General features: G+C 36.3%; 17 protein-coding genes, 1 tRNA gene and 1 pseudogene. 3 read left to right on the top strand and 16 right to left on the bottom strand.

Going from position 1 to position 21,434, the window contains the following annotated elements:
• Positions 1-56: 56 nt before the first annotated feature.
• The 10 genes from ACXR6G_RS07890 to ACXR6G_RS07935 form a co-directional block, all read right to left on the bottom strand.
• On the bottom strand, positions 57-470 hold the full coding sequence (locus ACXR6G_RS07890) for a hypothetical protein (RefSeq protein ID WP_458360876.1): 414 nt from the start codon (positions 468-470) through the stop codon (positions 57-59).
• 75 nt (positions 471-545) lie between these two features.
• On the bottom strand, positions 546-1,613 hold the full coding sequence (locus tag ACXR6G_RS07895) for a methyltransferase (RefSeq protein ID WP_458360877.1): 1,068 nt from the start codon (positions 1,611-1,613) through the stop codon (positions 546-548).
• Between the two features lies 1 nt (position 1,614).
• On the bottom strand, positions 1,615-2,538 hold the full coding sequence (locus ACXR6G_RS07900; protein ID WP_458360878.1) for an LpxL/LpxP family acyltransferase: 924 nt from the start codon (positions 2,536-2,538) through the stop codon (positions 1,615-1,617).
• Positions 2,538-2,789, bottom strand: a complete 252-nt coding sequence (locus ACXR6G_RS07905) for an acyl carrier protein (RefSeq protein ID WP_458360879.1) — start codon at positions 2,787-2,789, stop codon at positions 2,538-2,540. The genes ACXR6G_RS07900 and ACXR6G_RS07905 overlap by 1 nt, the downstream gene beginning before the upstream one ends.
• Positions 2,790-2,794: 5 nt before the next feature.
• Entirely contained in the window at positions 2,795-4,015 is a 1,221-nt protein-coding gene (locus ACXR6G_RS07910; RefSeq protein WP_458360880.1) for a beta-ketoacyl-[acyl-carrier-protein] synthase family protein, read from the bottom strand.
• 39 nt (positions 4,016-4,054) lie between these two features.
• Positions 4,055-4,783 (bottom strand): 3-oxoacyl-ACP reductase FabG, encoded by a 729-nt coding sequence (fabG, locus tag ACXR6G_RS07915; protein ID WP_458360881.1) that lies wholly within the window; start codon positions 4,781-4,783, stop codon positions 4,055-4,057.
• 134 nt (positions 4,784-4,917) lie between these two features.
• A complete protein-coding gene (locus ACXR6G_RS07920; protein WP_458360882.1) occupies positions 4,918-6,495 on the bottom strand; it encodes an HAL/PAL/TAL family ammonia-lyase in 1,578 nt (525 codons plus the stop codon).
• Positions 6,496-6,782: 287 nt separating this feature from the next.
• Positions 6,783-7,208, bottom strand: coding sequence for a DUF3859 domain-containing protein (locus tag ACXR6G_RS07925; protein WP_458360883.1), 426 nt, complete (start codon positions 7,206-7,208; stop codon positions 6,783-6,785).
• Positions 7,209-7,601: 393 nt separating this feature from the next.
• Positions 7,602-7,675: transfer RNA gene (locus ACXR6G_RS07930), tRNA-Pro, on the bottom strand.
• Positions 7,676-7,806: 131 nt separating this feature from the next.
• Positions 7,807-9,000, bottom strand: coding sequence for a pyridoxal phosphate-dependent aminotransferase (locus tag ACXR6G_RS07935; protein WP_458360884.1), 1,194 nt, complete (start codon positions 8,998-9,000; stop codon positions 7,807-7,809).
• 343 nt (positions 9,001-9,343) lie between these two features.
• On the opposite strand from ACXR6G_RS07935, the gene ACXR6G_RS07940 reads away from it, so the two are divergent.
• The 3 genes from ACXR6G_RS07940 (at position 9,344) to ACXR6G_RS07950 (ending at position 12,371) form a co-directional block, all read left to right on the top strand.
• Positions 9,344-9,856 carry a DUF7935 family protein gene (locus tag ACXR6G_RS07940; protein WP_458360885.1) on the top strand — a complete coding sequence of 171 codons (513 nt, stop codon included), beginning with the start codon at positions 9,344-9,346 and terminating at the stop codon, positions 9,854-9,856.
• Between the two features lie 100 nt (positions 9,857-9,956).
• The gene (locus ACXR6G_RS07945; RefSeq protein WP_458360886.1) at positions 9,957-11,285 is read left to right on the top strand and encodes a DEAD/DEAH box helicase; all 1,329 of its coding nucleotides are present in this window, start codon (positions 9,957-9,959) and stop codon (positions 11,283-11,285) included.
• 159 nt (positions 11,286-11,444) lie between these two features.
• Positions 11,445-12,371, top strand: a complete 927-nt coding sequence (locus tag ACXR6G_RS07950; RefSeq protein WP_458360887.1) for a CPBP family intramembrane glutamic endopeptidase — start codon at positions 11,445-11,447, stop codon at positions 12,369-12,371.
• Between the two features lie 96 nt (positions 12,372-12,467).
• Here the strand turns inward: ACXR6G_RS07950 and ACXR6G_RS07955 are convergent.
• The 6 genes and pseudogenes from ACXR6G_RS07955 to ACXR6G_RS07980 form a co-directional block, all read right to left on the bottom strand.
• A pseudogene (locus ACXR6G_RS07955) lies at positions 12,468-14,813 on the bottom strand (GH92 family glycosyl hydrolase); the annotation flags it as partial.
• A gap of 100 nt (positions 14,814-14,913) precedes the next feature.
• Positions 14,914-15,540, bottom strand: a complete 627-nt coding sequence (locus ACXR6G_RS07960) for a copper homeostasis protein CutC (protein ID WP_458360888.1) — start codon at positions 15,538-15,540, stop codon at positions 14,914-14,916.
• 11 nt (positions 15,541-15,551) lie between these two features.
• Positions 15,552-16,634, bottom strand: a complete 1,083-nt coding sequence (locus ACXR6G_RS07965; RefSeq protein ID WP_458360889.1) for a family 10 glycosylhydrolase — start codon at positions 16,632-16,634, stop codon at positions 15,552-15,554.
• A gap of 42 nt (positions 16,635-16,676) precedes the next feature.
• Entirely contained in the window at positions 16,677-17,654 is a 978-nt protein-coding gene (locus ACXR6G_RS07970) for a type I phosphomannose isomerase catalytic subunit (RefSeq protein WP_458360890.1), read from the bottom strand.
• Between the two features lie 3 nt (positions 17,655-17,657).
• Complete coding sequence (locus ACXR6G_RS07975) at positions 17,658-18,758, bottom strand: carbohydrate-binding family 9-like protein (RefSeq protein ID WP_458360891.1); 1,101 nt, start codon at positions 18,756-18,758, stop codon at positions 17,658-17,660.
• 22 nt (positions 18,759-18,780) lie between these two features.
• Entirely contained in the window at positions 18,781-21,408 is a 2,628-nt protein-coding gene (locus ACXR6G_RS07980; RefSeq protein WP_458360892.1) for a transglutaminase-like domain-containing protein, read from the bottom strand.
• Positions 21,409-21,434: the final 26 nt, after the last annotated feature.

Genomic DNA, 21,434 nt, shown 5'->3' on the forward strand with positions numbered 1-21,434 from the left:
GAATTCAATAAGTAGTTATTATAAAAGCATTGTGAAGTAAACTTTTGGTATTGTCATTATGGACAATAAATCTTCATTTCGCAACTAGCAATACATTCATCATTTTGGAAAACCTCGCCTTTGATTAAATTATAATCCATAACTCTGTATTCTTGCGTGACGATGGTTTTGATTTGGCTATTGCATAAGGGAAGACGTTGTATTTTCAGGTTCTTAATTCCTGCTATAAAACCATTGGGGACAGCATTGTCTTTCTTAAGAGAGAGGTAGCCATTACCAGCAGCTGCCGTTTGTGCAATGTTTTCAGTTAAACCACCTTCGCTTAATTTGCCATCGTGCACTAGGGGGTGACTTTCTGGAATTATAAAGCCGCACTCTGTTATTTGATCTGAGCAGCTGATAAGTTCATCCACCAATACAAAAGGTTTCTTTTGTGGAATCAAATCAGCCATCGTTTGATATAGAGCCATTATTTAAATCTGTTTGTATAACAATTGAGTAAGTGTATGGCTTTGGGTTTTTAATACAAAGCCACACATCTGTAGTTATGCTTTTATTTTACACTTGTAAAGAGTGTGACTTACGCCTATGTCGTGAATTTCTTCGTCAACATAAAGACCTGCATTGTCGATAATGGCTAACATATCTTCAGAATGATACATTTGCGAGCAACCGTTTGCCAAACAAGTAAAATATAGAGAAGTGGCATGTAAACTGTAGGTTGATGCTTCGTATTTTTGTTTGTCCCAATAGGTTTCTAAAATATATACAGAACCATCAGCTACGATTGCATTTTTCGCTCTTTTAAGTAATTCCAGTATGTCCTTTTGTGAAAAACAGTCTAGGAATTGGCTCATCCATACGATATCGAAACCTGTTGGAAAAGGAACTGAATGATCAAGTAAATTTAATGGAATACCACCAATACGACGACTTAGTTTATTGGCTTCAATATTTTCAAAAGCTTTTGCTAATTGTCCAGGTAAATCAAGGATTGTAACTTGAACATCCTCATCGAATTTACCGCACTGAATTGAAAATTTACCTGTATTACCTCCAACATCGAGTAATCTTTTAGGCTTGTTTGCAAATACAATGGGCAAGACCTCAGGAAAGGCATTGTCAGAGTAGTAATGATCAAATTCAAACCAGCTTTTCTGAACCTGATCAGGCAATTGCGATAGGGCTTCGTAAACGGTATCCCATTCACCAAATACTTTTAAACCTTCAGGTTTTCCTGTTTCAATTGATTTGTCAAGAGAGAAAAAACCTTCGTAGTTTACATCGTGAACAAAGTTCATATTCACCTGAGTTAAAGGATCACTCAAAAGAAAGAAACCTGTTTTAGTCAGGTAATATTTATCTTCTTCTACGCGAACAAGCTCCATGCTTAGTCCAGCTTCTAATAAAACTTTGATCCCATACACTGAGATCTTCAGTTTTTCAGCTATATCTGCAATCAGAATCCCTTTATTTCTTTGTTTTTTAATGACCTCAAGAATGCCCATCTTTTGTAAAGAACGTGCAGCTTGAAACATGATAGGCCCAAAAGCAATCTTTTGAGCATCAAATTTTGCTTGCAAAGCGGTTTTATTGTCGTTACCAAAATTCATATTATTTGCTTTTAAGGGTCTGTTTGATTTCAGAGTTTTCCTCACTCCAAAATGGATAGAAATTGAACCACTGACTTGGATCTTCTCGAACAATAAGTTCCAGATTCCTCACATAGGGTTCAATCATATTCTTCAGATCTTGATTTCTTGTTTTTAATTTACTTGGAAAGGGGAGTACCTTAGGTTTTGTTGCTCTGAATTTATAATGATATCTGCTGGTTTTTATGGCTGATACATAACAAACAGGGGCTTTAAATTTTGAGGCCATATAAAACGGACCCGTTGGGAATTGAGCATCTTCGTTCAGAAAACTACAGCTGACCGTTTTAGTACCAGGTAAGAACCGATCGCCGTGTATGGCAATAAATTCTCCTTTATTGAGTGCTTCCTCTATGGCATACAAATGATCGTAATTGTCTTTTATAGGGATGATTGATATCTGTTTTTCTTTCAAAACATCTTGCAAAAGCTCTTTGATTTTTTGATGCTCAGCATCGAGCATAACAACGTGCACCTTGGTGTCGATTCGTTTTAGCAAGTGCCCTGCAATTTCCCAATTGCCAATGTGTGCACCAATTAAAATACCTCCTTTTTTTTCACTGGCAAGCTGATGTAAATGTGCTTCTCCGTCAAAATCGAAAGTGAATTTGTTTTTGATGCCTGCCATCACAACAATTTTGTCGAGTAAGCATTCACCAAGCATCACATAGTTTTTGTAAATGGCTTTGTAAGTAGCCATCTTGCTAAACTGAAGTCGATTTTGATATAAATAGAGCAGGGGTTTCTTATTGGAGATAATCCAAAAATAAGCAGCCACAGCTCGCAGCAGTGCGTAAGAAAACCGAATATTTATCTTCTCAAGTAAGAAGATAAATATTCGGTAGCCAAGTGTACCACCACGGGTTTTACCTTCCCATGTGGCCATTAGTTGTGTAGTTTTACCTGTTCTTCGATGTAGTCGTAAAGATCAGAAAGTTGACGGATATGAGTCATTTCTTCTCCTTTAACTTTAAAGCCAAATTCTCTTTCGATAATCACAACAATATCTACAAAGTCAAGGCTTTCAATCTCTAAATCATCCTTGAAATTCGCGTCAGGTTTAATCTGATCCTCTTCAATCTCAAACTCATCAATTAAAAATGCGTTTACTTTTTCTATTACTTCTTCCTTAGTCATATCTATTATTTATTATATTTTTTTACAATTAGGGTTGAATTCGTTCCGCCAAACCCAAATGAGTTGGATAGGAAGGTATCAATGTTTTTTTCCATTCTGCTGCCTGATATATTCAATTTAGCTGAATGTTCATCTGGATTTTCGAAGTTGATGGTCGGTGCAATATAGGACTTTTGCATCATCAAAATTGAATAGATAACCTCACTGGCTCCACACATCCACATCTCATGACCCGTCATCGATTTGGTAGAGCTGATAGGTGTTTTCGAACCGAAAAGATTGTACAATGCTTGAGCCTCGTTGCTATCACCAACCTGTGTAGAAGTGGCATGTGCATTAACGTAATCGATATCCTCAGGACGAAGATTAGCATATTTAAGTGCTTTCTCGAGCGATTTAGTAGGCCCTTCAACATTTGGAACTGATATATGATCACCATTAGATGAGAAGCCATAACCTGTAAGCTCGGCAAGAATTGTAGCACCCCGCTTTATAGCTGACTCATAGCTTTCAACAACCACGGTCGCAGCACCACCACTTGGCACAAGTCCATCTCTATCTTTGTCGAAAGGACGTGAGGCCTTGGTTGGATCATCGGTGCGTATCGAGAAGGCACTTAAACCATCGAATGAGCCCATCGATTCTGCATTTACCTCTTGTCCGCCGCCACAAATAACGATATCCTGTAAGCCTTGCTGAATAAGAATCATAGCCATCCCAATAGCATGAGAACTACTAGCACAAGCCCCACTAATTGTGAAGTTAACCCCTCTTAGTTTTAAAATAACCGAAAGGTTCATGGTTATGGATGAGTTCATCGATTGGAAGATACTTCCTGACCCCACCAAAGTGGTATCTTTTTTCGCACGAACAATATCAATGGCGTTGATTACTGGCACTGCAGAACTGTCGTTGCCATAAAGAATGCCAACTTCGTTCTTCAATCTGAATTCTTCGTCAATCTGAGCCATTTCTAAGGCTTCCATGGTTGCTATATAAGCATATTCGCCCTGTTCAGGCAATCCAATTCGCATTCTTCTAGGCAATACGCCCTTTAGTATCGGACGTTTAATAATTCCTGTTAAAGGTGATCTGAATCCGAGATCAGTTCTATTCGCATCAATTCCGATTCCTGAAACACCATTATAAAGTGAATCGTTCACCTCTTCAATATTTTTCCCAATTGTGGAGTAAACTCCCATCCCTGTAATGACTACTCTCTTCATATCTTTTGGTTTATCGAATACTTTTGAATATTTGTTCAGCTAGCTGTACATACCACCATTTATCGAAATGGTTTCGCCTGAAATATAAGCCGCTTTTTCTGAGGCCAGAAAAGACACAGCGTAAGCGACTTCTTCAGCTGTTCCGAATCGATTTAAGGGTACCATTTTCTTTAGCTCTTTTTCGTTTAAACCATCGGTCATATCTGTTCTGATAAAACCAGGAGCCACCGCATTTACTGTTATTTTCTTTTTACCAATTTCCATGGCTAAGGATTTGGTGGCGCCAATAACACCCGCTTTAGCAGCCGCATAATTGGTCTGACCAGGCATGCCTTTTAGTCCCGATAAGGAAACCACATTGATAATTCGTCCCCATTTGTTCACAACCATATCGGTAAGTACTTTGCTGGTCACATGAAAAAAACTATCGAGATTGGTTTTGATCACCGATCCCCATTGATCCTCTGACATAAAAACCATCAGGTTATCTTTGGTGATACCGGCATTGTTTACCAAGACACTGATGTGTTTATCAAGATTAGCTGCTTTCCAGTTTTCCATGCTGCTTTTGATGTCTTCGCTATTCGCAACATCGAAAGGAAGGAGTTCAGCCTGACCACCTTTTTCTTCTATTTCCTTTAATGTTTTCTCTGCTTCTTCGGTATTCGAGCGATAGTTAATCAGCACATACAAGCCATCGGCTGCAAGTTCTTTACATATGGCTTTACCTATACCTCTGGATCCTCCTGTTACAAGAGCAATTTTCATCTGTGTATTTTTTTAAATAGTACGTTCAATTTGAGTAATCAATAGAAGTACTTATGAATGCCTAGAATACTTAAAGTGCCTAAAGTTGTTTCGTTTAAGTCTAAGTACTTTCAACTTATGAATCTAAAAACTCGTTATAGACTTACTAATTCTTCTTTCACAACTGATTTAGGTAGCGTGATTTCTGTTTCCATAATCAATTTTTCTATGGCTGCTATTTCTTCATACTTTGGACTATCTTCTATAAAGATGGGCACTATATGTCTTGCCATCTGATAAAGTTCACGAGTGAACGGCGATAGATTCGATTCAATTTTTAGGTAATCGACAGCCTGACAAATAGCAATGATTTGTATAGCCAATACCTGTCGGGTGTTATTTAAAACTCTCTGGCACAAAATGGCTGAATTGGTTCCCATGCTAACAATATCCTGGTTGTCGTTATTGTTTGGTATGGAATGCACATACATAGGGTTTGAAAGTGTTTGGTTTTCAGCCGTGGTTGATGTTGCTGTAAACTGCATGGCCTGCATACCCAAATTTAGTCCCAGTTTACCTAAATTGATAAAGGGAGGTAGAATCTTGTTTATTTTATCATTGAATAAGAAATTCAATTGTCGTTCGGCAAGCATACTCATTCGAGTACATACCATTTTAAGTTTATCCATTTCAAGGGATATATAATCCCCATGAAAGTTGCCCCCATGTAAAACATTTTGTTCGCTGAGCGAAACAATAGGGTTATCGTTAGCCGAGTTTAATTCGTCTTCGAGTACTTGTGCACAATTGTTGATGGTATCCAAAACCGGACCCAGAATTTGTGGCACACATCTTAGTGAATAATATTCCTGAACTTTTTTAGAGAAGATTTTCTGATCCAGATTTTCTTCGGTAAAGAAATGGTCTTCTCGTTTCAGTATTCGATTACTTTCGCCAAGAATGTTTTGCATTTGTTTGGCAACCTCACGTTGGCCCTTATGCCTTTTTGCACAGTTGAGCTCATCAGAGAAATGATCGTCAAAAGATTCCACAATCTCGTTCATAATACACGACAAGCTTAAAGACCAATTGAAAAGGCTTTGAGCTTCCTTAAGATTGTTGATCCCCATACCTGTCATCACAGAAGTACCGTTGATCATGGCCAATCCCTCACGTAGTTTTATATGCATCGGATTTAATCCTTCTTTCTCGAAAATATCAACAGTTGGACACCATTCTCCCTTGTATTTCACTTTGCCTTCTCCAATCATATTTAAAGCCAAATGCGCCAACTGCACAAGGTCGCCACTCGCACCAACACTACCATGTTCGGGAATGAAAGGAAGAATATTCTTTTTGATCATCTGACAAAGTAGATTGATACAGGATAAATCGATGCCTGACTTTCCCTGAAGAAAAGAACTTAATCGCGCCAACATTGCCGCCTTAAGGGTAGCGTCATTAAGAGGCTGACCCGCTCCAACAGCATGACTTCTTATCAGATTCAATTGTAACTGAACCTGTTCGTCTTTCTGGATCTTATACTGAGCCATAGGTCCAAGGCCTGTATTGATGCCATAGATGATCTTTTCTATAGAAAAATCAGATAGAAAATCGTGTGATTCTTTTAGTTTTGAATAACGTTCTTCTGAAATTTCAAAATCAGCATTTTTTAGAATTATGGAGGTGAAGTCTTTTATTTCTAGTAATGTGTCGCTTAATGTAATTGGCATTGGGATAATAGTGTTGTTTTTATGAGTTGCAAAAAAATATAATAATTATTGAATTAGCAAAGGTTTTGTTAAGTTAATTGTAACAATATGCTTATTTAAATTAAGAAGGTCTTATCTTATTAAAAAATCAAATTCCCCCGATAGTGCGAGCGTCTTTCGCTGGTATCCATTTTCAAAGAATATGATCAAATACATTTGCAGGGGCGCAATTCTTATGTCGTACCATAGTGCTTATGTACAGCGAGAGCACGCTACAGTTCATCTTAATTTAACCCTTAGGATTCTCCCTATTCCTTCAAATAAAACGATTGACTAGCCAAAACTTTTCCGTCATGGATAATTTCAAAAATCCACTCCCCAAACTGAATCTCCCAGTCAAACTCTAAAGTATAGAAATCAAATCCCAGCTCATCACTCCATTCATCTTTAGCCTCTACGATTTCAGTAAAATCTTCATTGTTTGTAGGATTGATCATCTTAGGATGCTTGATTCTACATTCAAATTCAACAACGTCAGCTACTTCCGTATCTGTTTCAAATCGGTAACTAATCCCAAAATTCAAATCAACCCTCGGATAAATTACATTTGTTCTTTCTATGAACGCCATATTATCAGAATGCAAAAAATAGCCTGTCGAACTATCTGGATTAATATCTTTAGTCGTATTCCCAATCGCTTGGCAAATACCATAATCAACAATCTCTATATTCATGATTTATTTTGTTAATGCTTGAAACCCTCACGAAGAGAGAAAGATATTTACACATACAATCTATCCCAATATCTTTGTAAATAAGATTTGCAAAATAGGGTAGATGAGGCGTAATTAAAAGATCTTAAAGTTACTTCTTTTAAATAAAAATTAGGAGCCTTCCTTAGCCTATTTGCAAAATTAAATGGGATTCAATAGCATGGGATTCTCCCCTCAGTTAGCGCGAGCTTGCAGCTCGTGTTCTGTGTATACAGAAAATATGGTGCTCTCTCCTCGGGCTGCTGCAAAAAGTTCGCCAGGGGTTTCCAAAATCCTACTGGCTGCTCCACTGTTTTTTAAGGCATTCTAGTGTAAGTGAAAAAAAAACACTTTCGTATTTTCCTTAATGTTTTGTCGGGATTACAAGATTTGAACTTGCGACCCCTGGTCCCCCAGACCAGTACGATACCGGACTGCGCTACATCCCGAATTCTATTTACAGAAGATAATATCGATTTATATTGAATTATTTTCTGATTTTATTGATTCATACTTGCCTAAAAGGCAAAAGAAAAGCTGACCCTTGTGGAGTCAGCTTCATCTGTATAATATTTAGAGCTTAGTTCAATTTATCAATGGCAAGTTTAATTCTTGAAATCGCTTCAGCCATAATCTCTTCACTGGTTGCATAAGAGAGTCTTAAACAGTTAGGAGCACCGAAGGCTACACCTGTAACTGTGGCTACTTTAGCTTCATCAAGAAGATACAGGCTAAGATCGGTTGGGTTATTTATGATTGTGCCATTACAGCTTTTACCAAAAAGTTTGGATACGTCTGGGAAAAAGTAGAAGGCGCCATCTGGTTTTTTAATTTCGAAACCAGGGATCTTAGTCAGTAAGTCAAAAGCAGCTTCTCTTCTTTGTTTGAAGGCTATTTTCATCTCTACCGTACACGACTGATCCCCCTTGAGGGCTTCTGCCGATGCCATTTGAGCGATTGTAGAGGCACCCGAGGTCATCTGGCCTTGTAGTTTGGTACAGGCTTGTGCAATCCAAAGTGGAGCAGCTATATAGCCAATACGCCATCCCGTCATGGCATAACCTTTTGAAACACCATTGACAATTACTGCGCGATCTTTTAATTCATCGAATTGAGCTATACTTTCATGTCCATCGATATAGTTAATATGCTCATATATTTCGTCTGATATAATCACGATATCAGGGTACTTCCCGAAAACTTGAGCTAAAGCTTTTAGTTCCTCTTTAGAATAAATACTCCCAGTTGGATTACTGGGAGAACTAAAAAGAAAGGCTTTGGTCTTAGGTGTAATGGCAGCTTCTAGTTGTTCTGGTGTAATTTTAAAATCTTGATCTATTCCGGCAGGGATAAAGACATTTTTACCTTGAGCTAATTTTACGATCTCAACATAACTGACCCAATATGGACTTGGAATTAGAACCTCATCACCTGGATTAACAACAGACATCATGACGTTAAGAATGGATTGCTTTGCTCCATTTGAAACGACAATTTGCTCGGGTGTAAACGACAGCTTATTGTCTCGTTTGAGTTTGGTGCAAATTGCTTCTCTTAATTCTAAGAATCCAGGAATAGGAGAGTAATATGAATAGTTGTTAAGAATGGCATTGTGTGCAGCCTCCTTAATATGATTTGGGGTTTTAAAATCGGGTTCTCCTACACTTAAATTAATCACATCAATTCCCTGAGCTTTCATATCTCTACTTATTTGAGACATGGCAAGCGTTGGAGATAGCTCCATTGAAGTAATACGATTTGAAACCTTCAACATTATGGTTTATTTTTAGGGTTTTATAAAATAGCTTGATACTTTTGTGGTAGTCAAATTTTCATTTGTCATACAAATGTAATGTTTTTAAACACATTTCATATGTTGCTAGGCATATTGAGAAGCCTATGTTTAATTGAAATCACCTTCGATCTTTAATACAAATTGACTTCGAATTATTATTAATTTTATTGATTTAAAGTTGTTTAGATCAATGGTTCCAATTTAAGATGTAAAACTTATTCTCTCTATTTTTATTTAGTATGAATTATAACATTGACTAAGTCGTTTCAAATTTGAAACGTAAATTAAGCGATATCATTTACTCAACACCTATATAAATTCGATGCTTGAACTATTAAAATACACATTACCTGCCTTAGTTGTTTTTGCAACTGCTTATTTCCTTATAAAAGCGATGCTAGTGAAGGAAGAAAAGAAAATGAAATTGGATGTTTTTCTAAATAATCAGAAAGCCATTACACCAATTCGTTTGCAGGCTTACGAACGTCTTATTATTTTATTGGAGAGAATTCATCCGGAATCTCTGGTTATTCGCGAAAATCAGGCAGATATGACCAATCAGCAACTTCATCAGGTTTTATTGGGAATGATTAGAGGTGAATATGAACACAATCTGTCACAACAATTGTATGTTACGCCACAGGCTTGGATGTTGATTAAGGCTGCCAAAGAAAGCTTGGTGCAACTTGTAAATTCTGAAGCTTTGCAACTTGTTCCTTCAGATAGTTCTATCAATTTGAGTAAGGCTATCATTGAAGCCCATATGCAGGATAAGAAATCGGCTCATGCAGAAGCCATTGCTTTTTTAAAGGCTGAAGTGCAGAGCTTATTTTAGATTCTAAATTGCACTTTGCTGACTTTAATATTTGTCAATATCAGTCTACTCGGAATAAAATGATTACTTTTGCGCAAATTTCTACAAACAAAAAGAGAGTATGAGTTCATTTAACGACATCAAATTAAGTAAGCAAATCTTAAAAGCACTTGCCGATGCAGGTTTCGAAAAAGCCACTTCAATTCAGAAAGAGGTATTTTCTCCTATTCGCTCTGGTAAGGATGTGATTGGAATTGCCCAAACTGGTACAGGAAAAACCTTGGCTTATCTGATGCCTATTCTAATGAAGTTAGGTCATGCTCAAGGAATGGATCCTAGAGCACTGATTGTAGTTCCTACTCGTGAGCTGGTTGTTCAGGTTTGTGAAACCATTGAGCTTCTATCTCCTTATTTGAATCTTAGAGCTCTGGCACTTTATGGAGGGGTAAATATCAATACTCAGAAAGAGCAAGTTTACGATGGTGTCGATATTATGGTTGCGACACCCGGTCGTTTAATGGATATTTATATGACCCGTATCCTTAAGTTTACAAATATCAGGACTTTAGTGATTGATGAGGCTGATAAGATGATGGATTTGGGTTTTATGCCTCAGCTTAAGGCTATCTTCGAAATCTTACCAGAGAGACATCAGAATCTTTTGTTTTCAGCAACCTTCTCGGATATTGTTGATCAATTGGCTGAAGACTTTTTAGTGTCACCTGTACGAATTGAGGTTGCTCCTCAAGCAAGTACGGTAGAAAATATTCATCAGAAACAATATCACGTTAAGAATATTTTGAGTAAAGTGAGTCTCTTAAAATTCTTACTTGAAGATGAAGAAGTCTTTAATAAGGTGATGATTTTTACTGAAACCAAAAGAAATGCAGATAGAATTGTAGATCGTTTGGAAGATATGTTGGGTGATGATTTGAGTGTGATTCACGGTAATAAAGCTCAGAGTACACGTTTGAATGCATTGAATTCATTTAAAGAAGGAAGAGCTCGTGTGATGGTTTCATCTGATGTTGCAGCTCGTGGTATCGATATCGAGAATGTGAGTCATGTGATTAACTTCGATATGCCAAATAATTACGTGGAGTATGTTCACCGTGTTGGTCGTACAGGTCGTGCCGATAAATCAGGTACTGCGATTAGTTTTGTGAGTATTGATGAAGAGGAATTAATGGAAAAGGTTGAAGCTTTAATTGGTAAGCCTGTTTTATTGGAAGAAATTCCTGAAGGGGTTGTGTTAACTTCTCAACTTTTGGAGGATGAGAAGAAACAGACACGAAATGTTAGAGTCAAAATGGCTGCCAGGAAAGGAAGTGGCTTCCATGAGAAATCAGCTAAAAACTCTAAAACACCTTCTGGATCTAAAGGCTTGATGAAACAAAGAGAGACTAATAAAAGAAATGCCAAGCGAAATGCGAAGCGTAAAAAGAAATAATCTTTCTTAAAATATTAATCTTGTTATCCATAGACTTTATAGTTTGATATCAAGATATCATCTAAAAACGTTCAATTCTATTGAGCGTTTTTTTTTGCTTTATGTAATTTTCATTAGGTTTGATATCAGAAATAAATCAAACAAATAAACTCGAATAAAATGAGATTTCTAGAACGTGCCCTAAGAGGACCAAATGAGTGGTGGAAGTACCTTCTTCTTCCGATTATTGCATTTGTAATCGCGAATACCATTGGAGGCATACCCTTGGGCATAGCTGTTATTTTTGGAACAGTAAATGGTGGAACGCTAAACCCGGATAATGCAGGTGATTTGAGTGGGCTGGGACTTGATCCTAACCTGAGTTTATTTCTGTTGATGTTTCCATTTATTATTGGACTGATTGGTTTTATCTTGCTTCTAAAGCCTTTTCATAAGCGAAGTGTCAAAGAGGTTATTAATGGAACACAGAGTATACGCTGGAACCGTTTTTTCTATTCGGCTGCTGTGTGGGCGATCATATCTGGCCTCATGATGTTTTTTGATTATTCTATGAACCCAGAGTATTATGAGTTGAACTTAAACTGGTCTTTATTCCTTCCATTAATCGTTATTTCTCTTTTGATTATTCCTTTTCAAACCTCTTTCGAAGAGCTTATTTTTAGAGGTTATTTGGCTCAGGGCGTTGCTCGATGGACGCGAAACCGATGGTTGGTAGCCCTATTACCAGCTATTGTATTTGGTTTATTGCATATGTTTAACCCAGAAGTTAAAGAATATGGCTTTTGGATTGCTATGCCTCAATACATTATTTTTGGCTTGGTATTTGGTCTTATGGCTGTACTTGATGATGGTATTGAAACGGCTATGGGAGCCCATGCTGCCAACAATATTTTTATCTCAATTTTTGTAACAGCAAAGGCTTCTGTTTTACAAACGCCTGCTTTATTTGTCAATAATCATGTTGATCCGAAGAAAGATCTAATCATGATGATACTTGCTGCTGTTGTTATAATCGCCATACTTGCTAAAAAATACAAATGGAACTTTGCAATTATGAACCAGCGAATAGAAGGAGAGAAGGAGTAAGGATAAAGAAAAAGGAAAATAAATATAAAGGGGAAAGTGCAGTTATTAAGACTGATACTTTCCCCTTTGTTTACGGATTTAAATCCCAATAACTTATTATTTGGTAGTTGATTTTGGTTTTGAGTCAGACTTAGTTGCCCATTTTTTGTTTGGGTGTTTGCTCATTTTGAATATCAATTCACCACCTTTTACGATATCTGCATGATTGATATAGCTCTTATTCCAGCTTTTTCCATTTAGAGTGACAGATTTGATGTATATATTCTTATCAGAGTAATTCGGTGCTTTTATTACAAATGTCTTTCCATCTTCCAGATTAATTTTTGCTTCCTGAACCGAAGGTGCACCAATTACATATTGACCAGAACCTGGACATACCGGATAGAATCCTAATGATGAGAAAATATACCAGGCAGACATTTGACCACAATCATCATTGCCACATAAACCATCTGGTTTATTCAAGTATTTTGTTTTCATGATCTCATGAATGCGCTCTTGAGTTTTCCATGGTTTTCCAGCCCAATTGTACATATAAGCTACGTGATGACTAGGCTCGTTTCCATGTACATATCCACCCATAATACCTTCTCGGGTAATATCTTCGTTGTGCGCGAAATATTTATCTGGAATATGCATGGTGAAAAGTGAGTCCAGATGTTCTGAAAAACGCTCAGAACCCCCCATTTTATTAGCCAAACCATTTACATTTTGAGGAACATACAAGGAGTAGTTCCACGAATTTCCTTCAATAAAGCCTGCTGCATGGGTATCCATAGGATCGAAAGGTGAAACCCATTCGCCAGCTTTTGTTTTTGCTCTTACGTATCCTGATTCTTCATCAAATAAATTTCTCCAGTATTCCGATCGCTCCATATACTCTTTCTCTATGTTCGATTTCCCCATTGACTTAGCAAGTTGAGCAATAGTATAGTCATCATAGGCATATTCAAGAGTTATGGATGCCCCAACTCTACTGGTTTCGTGTGGGACGTAATTGTATTTTTTGTAATCCCCAATTCCATCATACATCTTGTAGTTAGCACTTGCGATACAAGCCTCCAAAGCTTTTTCAGAATCAAAGCCTCGTAAGCCATTTACCCAGGCGTCGGCAATTACAGGTACGGCATGATAACCAATCATACACCAATTTTCGTTTCCAAAATGACTCCAAACAGGTAAAACTTTATGGACTGATTGCTCATAATGTGCCAACATAGAATTAATCATGTCAGACGAACGCTTGGGCTGAATAAGGGAAAGCAAAGGATGTTGTGCTCTGTAGGTATCCCACAATGAGAATACGGTATAATTTGTAAATCCTTCAGCTTGATGAATATTGTGATCCAAACCTCGATACTTGCCATCCACATCCATATATTCTACTGGAGATATAAAAGAGTGATAGAGAGACGTATATAATGTCGTCTTCTTTTCGTTGGATGCTGTTACGTCAATCTTGTTCAACTCATTATTCCAAGTAGCTTTTGTTTCAGCTCTTGTACGATCAAAATCAAAGTGTGGAACTTCAGCTTTTAGGTTCTTAAGAGCACCTTCGGTACTAACTGCTGAAAGAGCAAACTTGATTTTTACTTGTTCATTTTCCTCAGTTGAAAAGTCGAAATTAGCCGTTAAAGCCTTACCTGCCATTTCAGGGAAATTCTTGGTTTCATCGAACTTTCTCCAGAATCCATTGTAGATCACTTTTTCATCATTCTGACAGCCATAATTTTTAATTGGCTTAGAAAAACTGATTGCAAAATAAAGGTAGTTGGTTCGAGCCCACCCGCGTGTAATTCTATAACCGGTTACAAGGGTATCGTTTTCAACTCTTAGAGTTGACCATAAGACTTTACCATCGTAATTGTAAATACCATGGTTCAAATCTAAGATGATATGTGCCTCATCCGTTTTGGGAAATGTGTATTGATGAAATCCGACTCGCTGTGTTGCGGTTAATTCAGCCTTAATCTTATAATCATCAAGTTCTACAGTATAGTATCCAGGCTCTGCTTTTTCCGTTTCTTTACGATACATCGAACGGTAACCATTTTTTGTGTTTTCGATTGTTCCAGGATTGTATTGCACTTCACCAACAGTTGGCATAATCAAAAAATCACCTAAATCAGCATGACCTGTTCCACTTAAATGGGTGTGACTAAAACCAACAATAGATTTATCGGTGTATTGGTAACCGGCACAGTAACGGTAAACATCTTTATTGTATTTTCCGTTTGTAGAAAATAAGATACTATCGGTATCAGGGCTTAGCTGAACCATTCCGAATGGAGCGCATGCTCCAGGAAAAGTATGTCCCATTTCCTGTGTCCCGATAAAGGGATCGACATATTGTGTTAGATCCTTATCTTGAGCATTTAAATTGGTTAAACTTAAAAAGCTAAATGTTGAGATAAGAAAAAAAGTCAATGACTTCATAATGAGTTGGGTTTTATGTTTAGGTTATATATGCCTTGCTTTATTGTGCGATAAACATGACATCATCAACTTGTTTAATTTTCAATTAAAGAAGGAAGGTGATTATTCAGAATAATTTCCCTACAATCAGTTTTCCATGATAAGCTCTTGCGTATAGAAAATCATGGAGCCTTTCGATATTGATCTTAGTGATTTTTCCTGCTGGCATTATTTCAATTTTGTCTCCAGCTATGTCAACCAGAGATTTTAAAATTAGCAAGCCTTCTTCTGCTGTTTCTTTGCCTCCTGATGTCAATATCGTTGTGATTTGTTCTGTTGAAATCAGATCTTTACAGGCCTGAACGATATCAGGCGTTTCATCAATAGCTTTATGAATAACGACTTTTAAGGGATAAGCTTTTTGAGCTAACTTCTTTATTGATTTAATATCTAAAGTTTTGTCAGAATTAGAAATGCCAAAAACAACAGCGTCAAGCTTCAGTTTTTTACAATATTCTATTTGAGTCTGCATGCATTCAATTTCAACATTGGAATAGATAAAGTCACCGCCTCTGGGTCTAATCATTACCCTTATAGGAATGTTTAGTTTGTTCTTTACTTCTTGTATCAATTCAAATGCGGGGGTCGTTCCCCCCACATTTAAATTAGCACAAAGTTCTATTCTATCTGCACCTAATTGTTCAGCTTTAATGGCTTCATTTAAATTTTCGACACAGGCTTCTTTGGTATACATCTGACTATAGCTTATTTGTTTTGAAGTTCTTTTTTCAACTTGATGAAAATAGCTTTTTGTTCTTCAGTTAGGTCATCAGCGCTAAAAATTGAAATGCCTTTAGCTCCTTTTTCTTTTGCCAGTCGTATGGCTTTCTCAAGATCTTCAGGTTTTCTTAAGCCTGGACTATATAAGCCTGCAATTACAGGAAAATCAACATCTCTTACACCTTGTTCTGTTGCAAATCCAATCCAGTTGATATTTTCACGATAGAAATTTTGGTAAAGCATCGGGTAGGCCGCATCTAGATTCCAATCGTTCCAAGCCTGTCTAACCATTTGTCTAGCCATTTCAGGGAATGGGAATACAGCAGCAGTCATTTTATGGTTTTCTGCGTGTGCAATATCAACAAGCTCGTTTACCAAGCTTGTAATCGCATTTAATCGGTACTGACGCCATTCTGTGCTTAACTCAGGATGTTCAAAATCCATAGGGTCCTTATCAAATATCTTTTTGAAACCTTCACGAGCAATTGGATGGTAACCAAAATCATATTCCGGCATCTCCGTATTTTGTACCAAATCATATTTGGGTTGAAGATCAGCTCCTAAAATGACATCAACATATCTAACGTAATCCAAATGAATCGATGCTAAACCTTTAATCTTAGTTAGTTTTCTAACATTACTTTTAATGTATTCTCTGGCTTCAGGATGAAATGGACTCAGCCATTGATAATAATCAACATAGGCTCTGTATTCAAGTGAATTTTTACCCAGTCGGTTTACTGCATACCATTCAGGATGTTTATTGGTAATTTCATTGTTAGGTTGATTAAGGGTCCACATCCAAGCGTGTATTTTAATCTTAAAGTCAGCTGCTAAAGCTACTATTTCAGCAAGTGATTCATGATCACCACCTACTAAGACTTCTGAAATACCCAGTTCCTGATATTGTGTGAACTTCTTTGTCCAGGCTTCTTTGTCAAATTCCTTTTCGGCATGTGCCCATGTGGCAAAAGTGAAATTGTCTTCTATTTGAGTGTCTTTTTGTTTCTCGGGCGGGTTACAGCTTATAAGAACAATACCGATTATAAGGATGAATAATTCTTTCATTCTAATTGTTTTAAATTATATAAGGTTGAGTTTTATAAAATATTATAGGTGGACTTCTAAATATTCAGCTTTACCTATTGGGTTAAGCGTTAGATGTTTTAGTTCTGAAGGAATTAAAATACTTTCTCCCTTTTTTACATGTGTTTTCTCCTGATTGCTATAATTAATTTCGAATTCACCATCCAAACAAATAAAAATTACAAATGAATCTAAGTCAGAGTAATTACAATCTATAGTCTTATCGAAAACCAAACGATTGGTTGTGAAATATTCGCAACTCGCTAGCTGTGTGGTTTTGTTTGTTTCAGCCGTATATTGTGTTGCATACTCTTTCTCTTGCGTGTAATCAATAGCATCGACTGCAAGCTCGGTATGAAGTTCTCTAGACTTACCCATTTTATCTACTCTGTTCCAATCGTACATTCGGTATGTGATATCCGATGTTTGTTGAATTTCGGCTAGAAGTATGCCTTTACCAATAGCATGAACACGACCTGCAGGAATGAAATAGCAAGAACCATTTTCAACATTTTCAGCATTAAGAATATCTTCAAGTTTACCTTCGTCTAATTTTTGCTGATAGATTTTTTTATCGACCTCCTGATTAAAACCTACGATTAAATTGGCGTCTTTTTCAGCATCTAATACGTACCACATTTCAGTTTTACCAAAAGAATTATGACGTTCTTTTGCTAGTACATCATCAGGATGAACTTGTATGGATAGTGCATCGTTAGCATCGATGAACTTAATAAGCAGTGGGAATTCGTTTCCAAATTTTTGATACACTTTATCTCCCAGAAGACGAGCTCCCAGATCTGTGATTAGCTTATTTAAGCTTTCGCCTTTCAGGTGACCATTTGCTACAATTGAGATGTCATTTTTAACGCCTGATATCTCCCAACTTTCGCCAATTTTTTGGTTCGAAGGGAAATCCTTAGAGAGAACAGTTTTTAATTTATTTCCTCCCCAAATGGTTTCTTTGGCAATTGGAGTGAATTTGATCGGATATAATTGCATGTTTTATTGTTTTGATTTTAAGACACCTTCTTCGTTTATAATGAAGGCGTTTTTTGTTTCTGTATTTTTGATTGTTATTGAAAAGCCTGTTTCTGTTTTTATAAATTCTGCACTTACAAATTGATTATCTGCATACTGAGCTTTTATTGTTTGATGAAATCCTTCTTTCTTTTCAAGTAAAACTTGGTTTGCACCAAATCTAATATCTCTGAATAGAGCATAAGCTATTTGCTTTATTTGCATATCAGTATCAGCAATAAACTCAGTAGATTCACTCGAATTTTGCTCTGTAAACTGAAGAAATCCCCATTTTTCAGGTTCGTGCATATTAATTACATTCTGCTGACTCCAAACCCAATTGTATTCACTTAAGTATTTATCATTTTCTTTTTTACGCTGATATTTCCCATCGATTAAATCATGTTCCCATTCAACGCGAGAGAAGTTGATACGCCATTGTTCTCCTTCAATTGGTAGATTTTTATCTATCTGCTTTTGTTCTATCAAATCGATTAAAGGTATAGCAAACTCTACTGACCACTGCTTGTCGGTATCATCCGATTGATTTAGCGAACCTACAATATTTACAGCCGACTTTAGGCCATCTACATTCCAAGAATCATTTGCTTTTCCACCAACTCTGTAGGGCTTGTTTAAAGCTAAATCCCAAACAGTACCTAAAGCGTTTATTTCTATCTCCACATAATTTGTTGCTGTTCCCGATGGATCTACAAAGATTTCAAAATCATTGTTGTAGAAAATAACAGTATCTCTTTGTTTCAGGTTTCCCCATACATGTGGTTCTTCCATTTGTGAGTAAACGTATAAATATTTGTCATCCCATAACATTTTCACTTTTGTGTCGTATTTGGGGATTTTAATACCTTCAATGTCAATAAAAGATTCTGTGTATTGAGCCGATTTCCAACTCGATTCATCTGCTACACCATCTATCTGAATATCTTCTGCTGTTTTAGAAACAATGTAATGATTTGGGTTAACGATACTAGTTGATACATTGATAAGGATATCCTTTTTATTCTTATCCTCACATGAAAAAAGAGTGATTAAGATAAGACTAGATATTATGAAATAGTTTCTCATTAAAGAATGTTTTTTACTTGATTTATTTTATGAATCTGCATTGTTCTGAATCTCTCTTTAGCTGTTTTGTTAGCTTAAGTATTTCTAAACCAATGTCAATTTTATAACCTTTATTCAGATAAACAACATCCGCATTGGGTTTTACAATACAGAACACTGGATATGCATTTTTTAGGCTTTGTCCAGTTTTAATTTCCAACTGTTGAAGTAGCTGATTGTCTTCAATAAATTGGGTTTGTTTTGGTAGTTTATGATCCTTAATACTGAAAGATTCAGTCTGTTTTTCTTTAGGAATAATGAAAGCAATTGAAACTTCCTCATTCTCGAATTCAGATTTTAGTTTATTAAAATCGACTAAGGCGTGCTTTGTTGGTTCTTTATCTGGGGCCAACCAACCAATGATTAAAAATTGATCTTTTGCTAAGTTTTTAAGTTGGCTATTGCTATTAAGGTCAAGATCGCAGTATACCTGATTGGTGTAATTAATTTTTGGAATATCAACTCCCACTTGACTTGTTGTGTTGGCCTTCACTTCGAAGAATGAAACTTTTGATAAAACGCCACCGTTTAGTTTTCTGTTTGACGTTGTAAGCATATAAGTTCCTACTTGTAAGGATAACTTTGAATCAAATGCTGAGAGCTTTTTCATGAAATCGAATTCAAGGCTTTTGTATTTCCCATCTTGAACACGAGCAATGGTGAAGTTTTTAAAATATTCTGGATCTATTTCAAAGTCCTTAGTGGTATTTTTAAGTGAGATATAAGCATAAGCTTCCTTTTTCTCCTTACTGACTTTGAATTGGACGTTTTGCCACTTATTTTCAAAATAATACTGAGCTTTAAGAGTAGCAGGTTCGATACGAGATGCAATACCAAAGCTTCTGCAGATAGCAACATAAAGAATGTCTCTTGATTCAGAGTCAGTCGTTTTTAATTCTAAACTTCCTAAAGGAGTTAAAGGGGTTTTGTAATAATTCTCTTTTTCTGTTAGCTTGATATTTTTGCTAATCCAGTCTTTTATGCTTGTAGAATTAGCTCTTTTTGGGTCATTGAATTCTTTTTCGAATTTAGAAAGAATTTCAGTTCTAAAAGGAGAAAGAATCTCATTCTTAATTCTAGGGTTCAGAATATAGTTCTTGTAAATCTCATTAATATCTGTTGTCTCGGGCGAATATAAGATATGATCTAAAAGAACAGAAGCTGGGGTATCATGCAAATCTTTTTCTGATATCACTTCGAGTAATGGAAAGATGAGATCTTTTTTATCAGCCGGTACTTGTTCGATAAAGCTTATGATTTCGGCATAATTACCTCTTGATTTTTGAAGGTATTCAAGGCTTAATTCCTGATCGATTTGATGTTTAGATGCAAATGCGATGATCTTATTTTCTGAAATAAAAGTATTTTCATAAGCTTTTCTAATCTGATCTTCATTTTTTAGTTTGGCATCATTTTCAGAATTATGAGGTGTTGATCGACTAAGTCCTCCTTGTTTAGAAGGGTTTAGATCAAAATTAAATTCTTGATCAGTTATTTTAGAATTTTTACTCAAGCTTATTTCAAGATGCTTTGTCTTAGTAATGTCAATATCTTTAAAGGCATATAAATCACCCTTGTTCACCCAAATAAATAGACTACCAATGCCAGTTGTAAATTTACTAATGCCTTCATTGTTTGTTCTCTTTGTGACAAGAGGATAAAATTCAGCGTAGTTTAAAACCGAATAATGTACCTCTGCATCTTTAATAGATTTTCCTTTTTCATCTACGACTTGAATCGTTATTTCTTGGGTTTTTGTATATTTTTCCAGGAGATTTAATTCAGAGAAATTATCAGTCTGATAGGTAACTCTTTCATTGCCTTTGTATTTCCCAAATACTTTGGTGTGGACTAACATGGCTTTTTTTGCTGATTGAGTAAACCATCCCAGGTTTAATTCAGCTTCTGGTTCACAAGCGCCTACATATTGCCATTTGCCATCAACACAGACCTCAACCCAGGCATGATTATCATCGCAATGTGCCCAACGTGGGGTGTAACACTGACGAGCAGGTATACCAACTGCACGATAGGCTGCAACTGTAAATGTTGATTCTTCTCCACAGCGACCTTTGGCATTTTTAACAGTAGCTAGTGGAGCAGATGTTCTAATATCAGCTCCGATATAAGTAACTTTTTCGTGACACCAGTGGTTAACTTCTAAAGCAGCCTCATGCATAGTGAAACCCTTTAATCGCGGCTTAAGTTCATTAAAGAACACAGATCTGGCAGAATCTAAATTTTCATTATTGACGCGATAGGGTAGAACAAAGTGACGGAAATTGTCTTCTGATACCGATTTGCCCCATGGAAATTCATTCTGAGTTTTAAAGGCATATTTAACTTGTTCAAGGAAAAAATCACCAGAATAATCAGCTAAATCATTGAGTGGCATATATGCGTACAGAAACATTAAAGCTTCTTTTTCTCTTAATGAAATTGGAAGATTAAAAACATCTAATAAATCTGTCTTTCTATTCTGAAAAATCTGACTTCGAGATTCAAATTTTGATGTGATCTCACTTCTGTAATTTTCGTCCTTAAGGAAATGTTCTTTTTTTGTGCAAGAAAAACTAATGCATAAAAGAAGTACGAATATGATTTTCTTCATCTGAATTGAGCTTAATTATTTCGTGT

This window comes from Ancylomarina sp. YFZ004 (genome assembly GCF_054254355.1).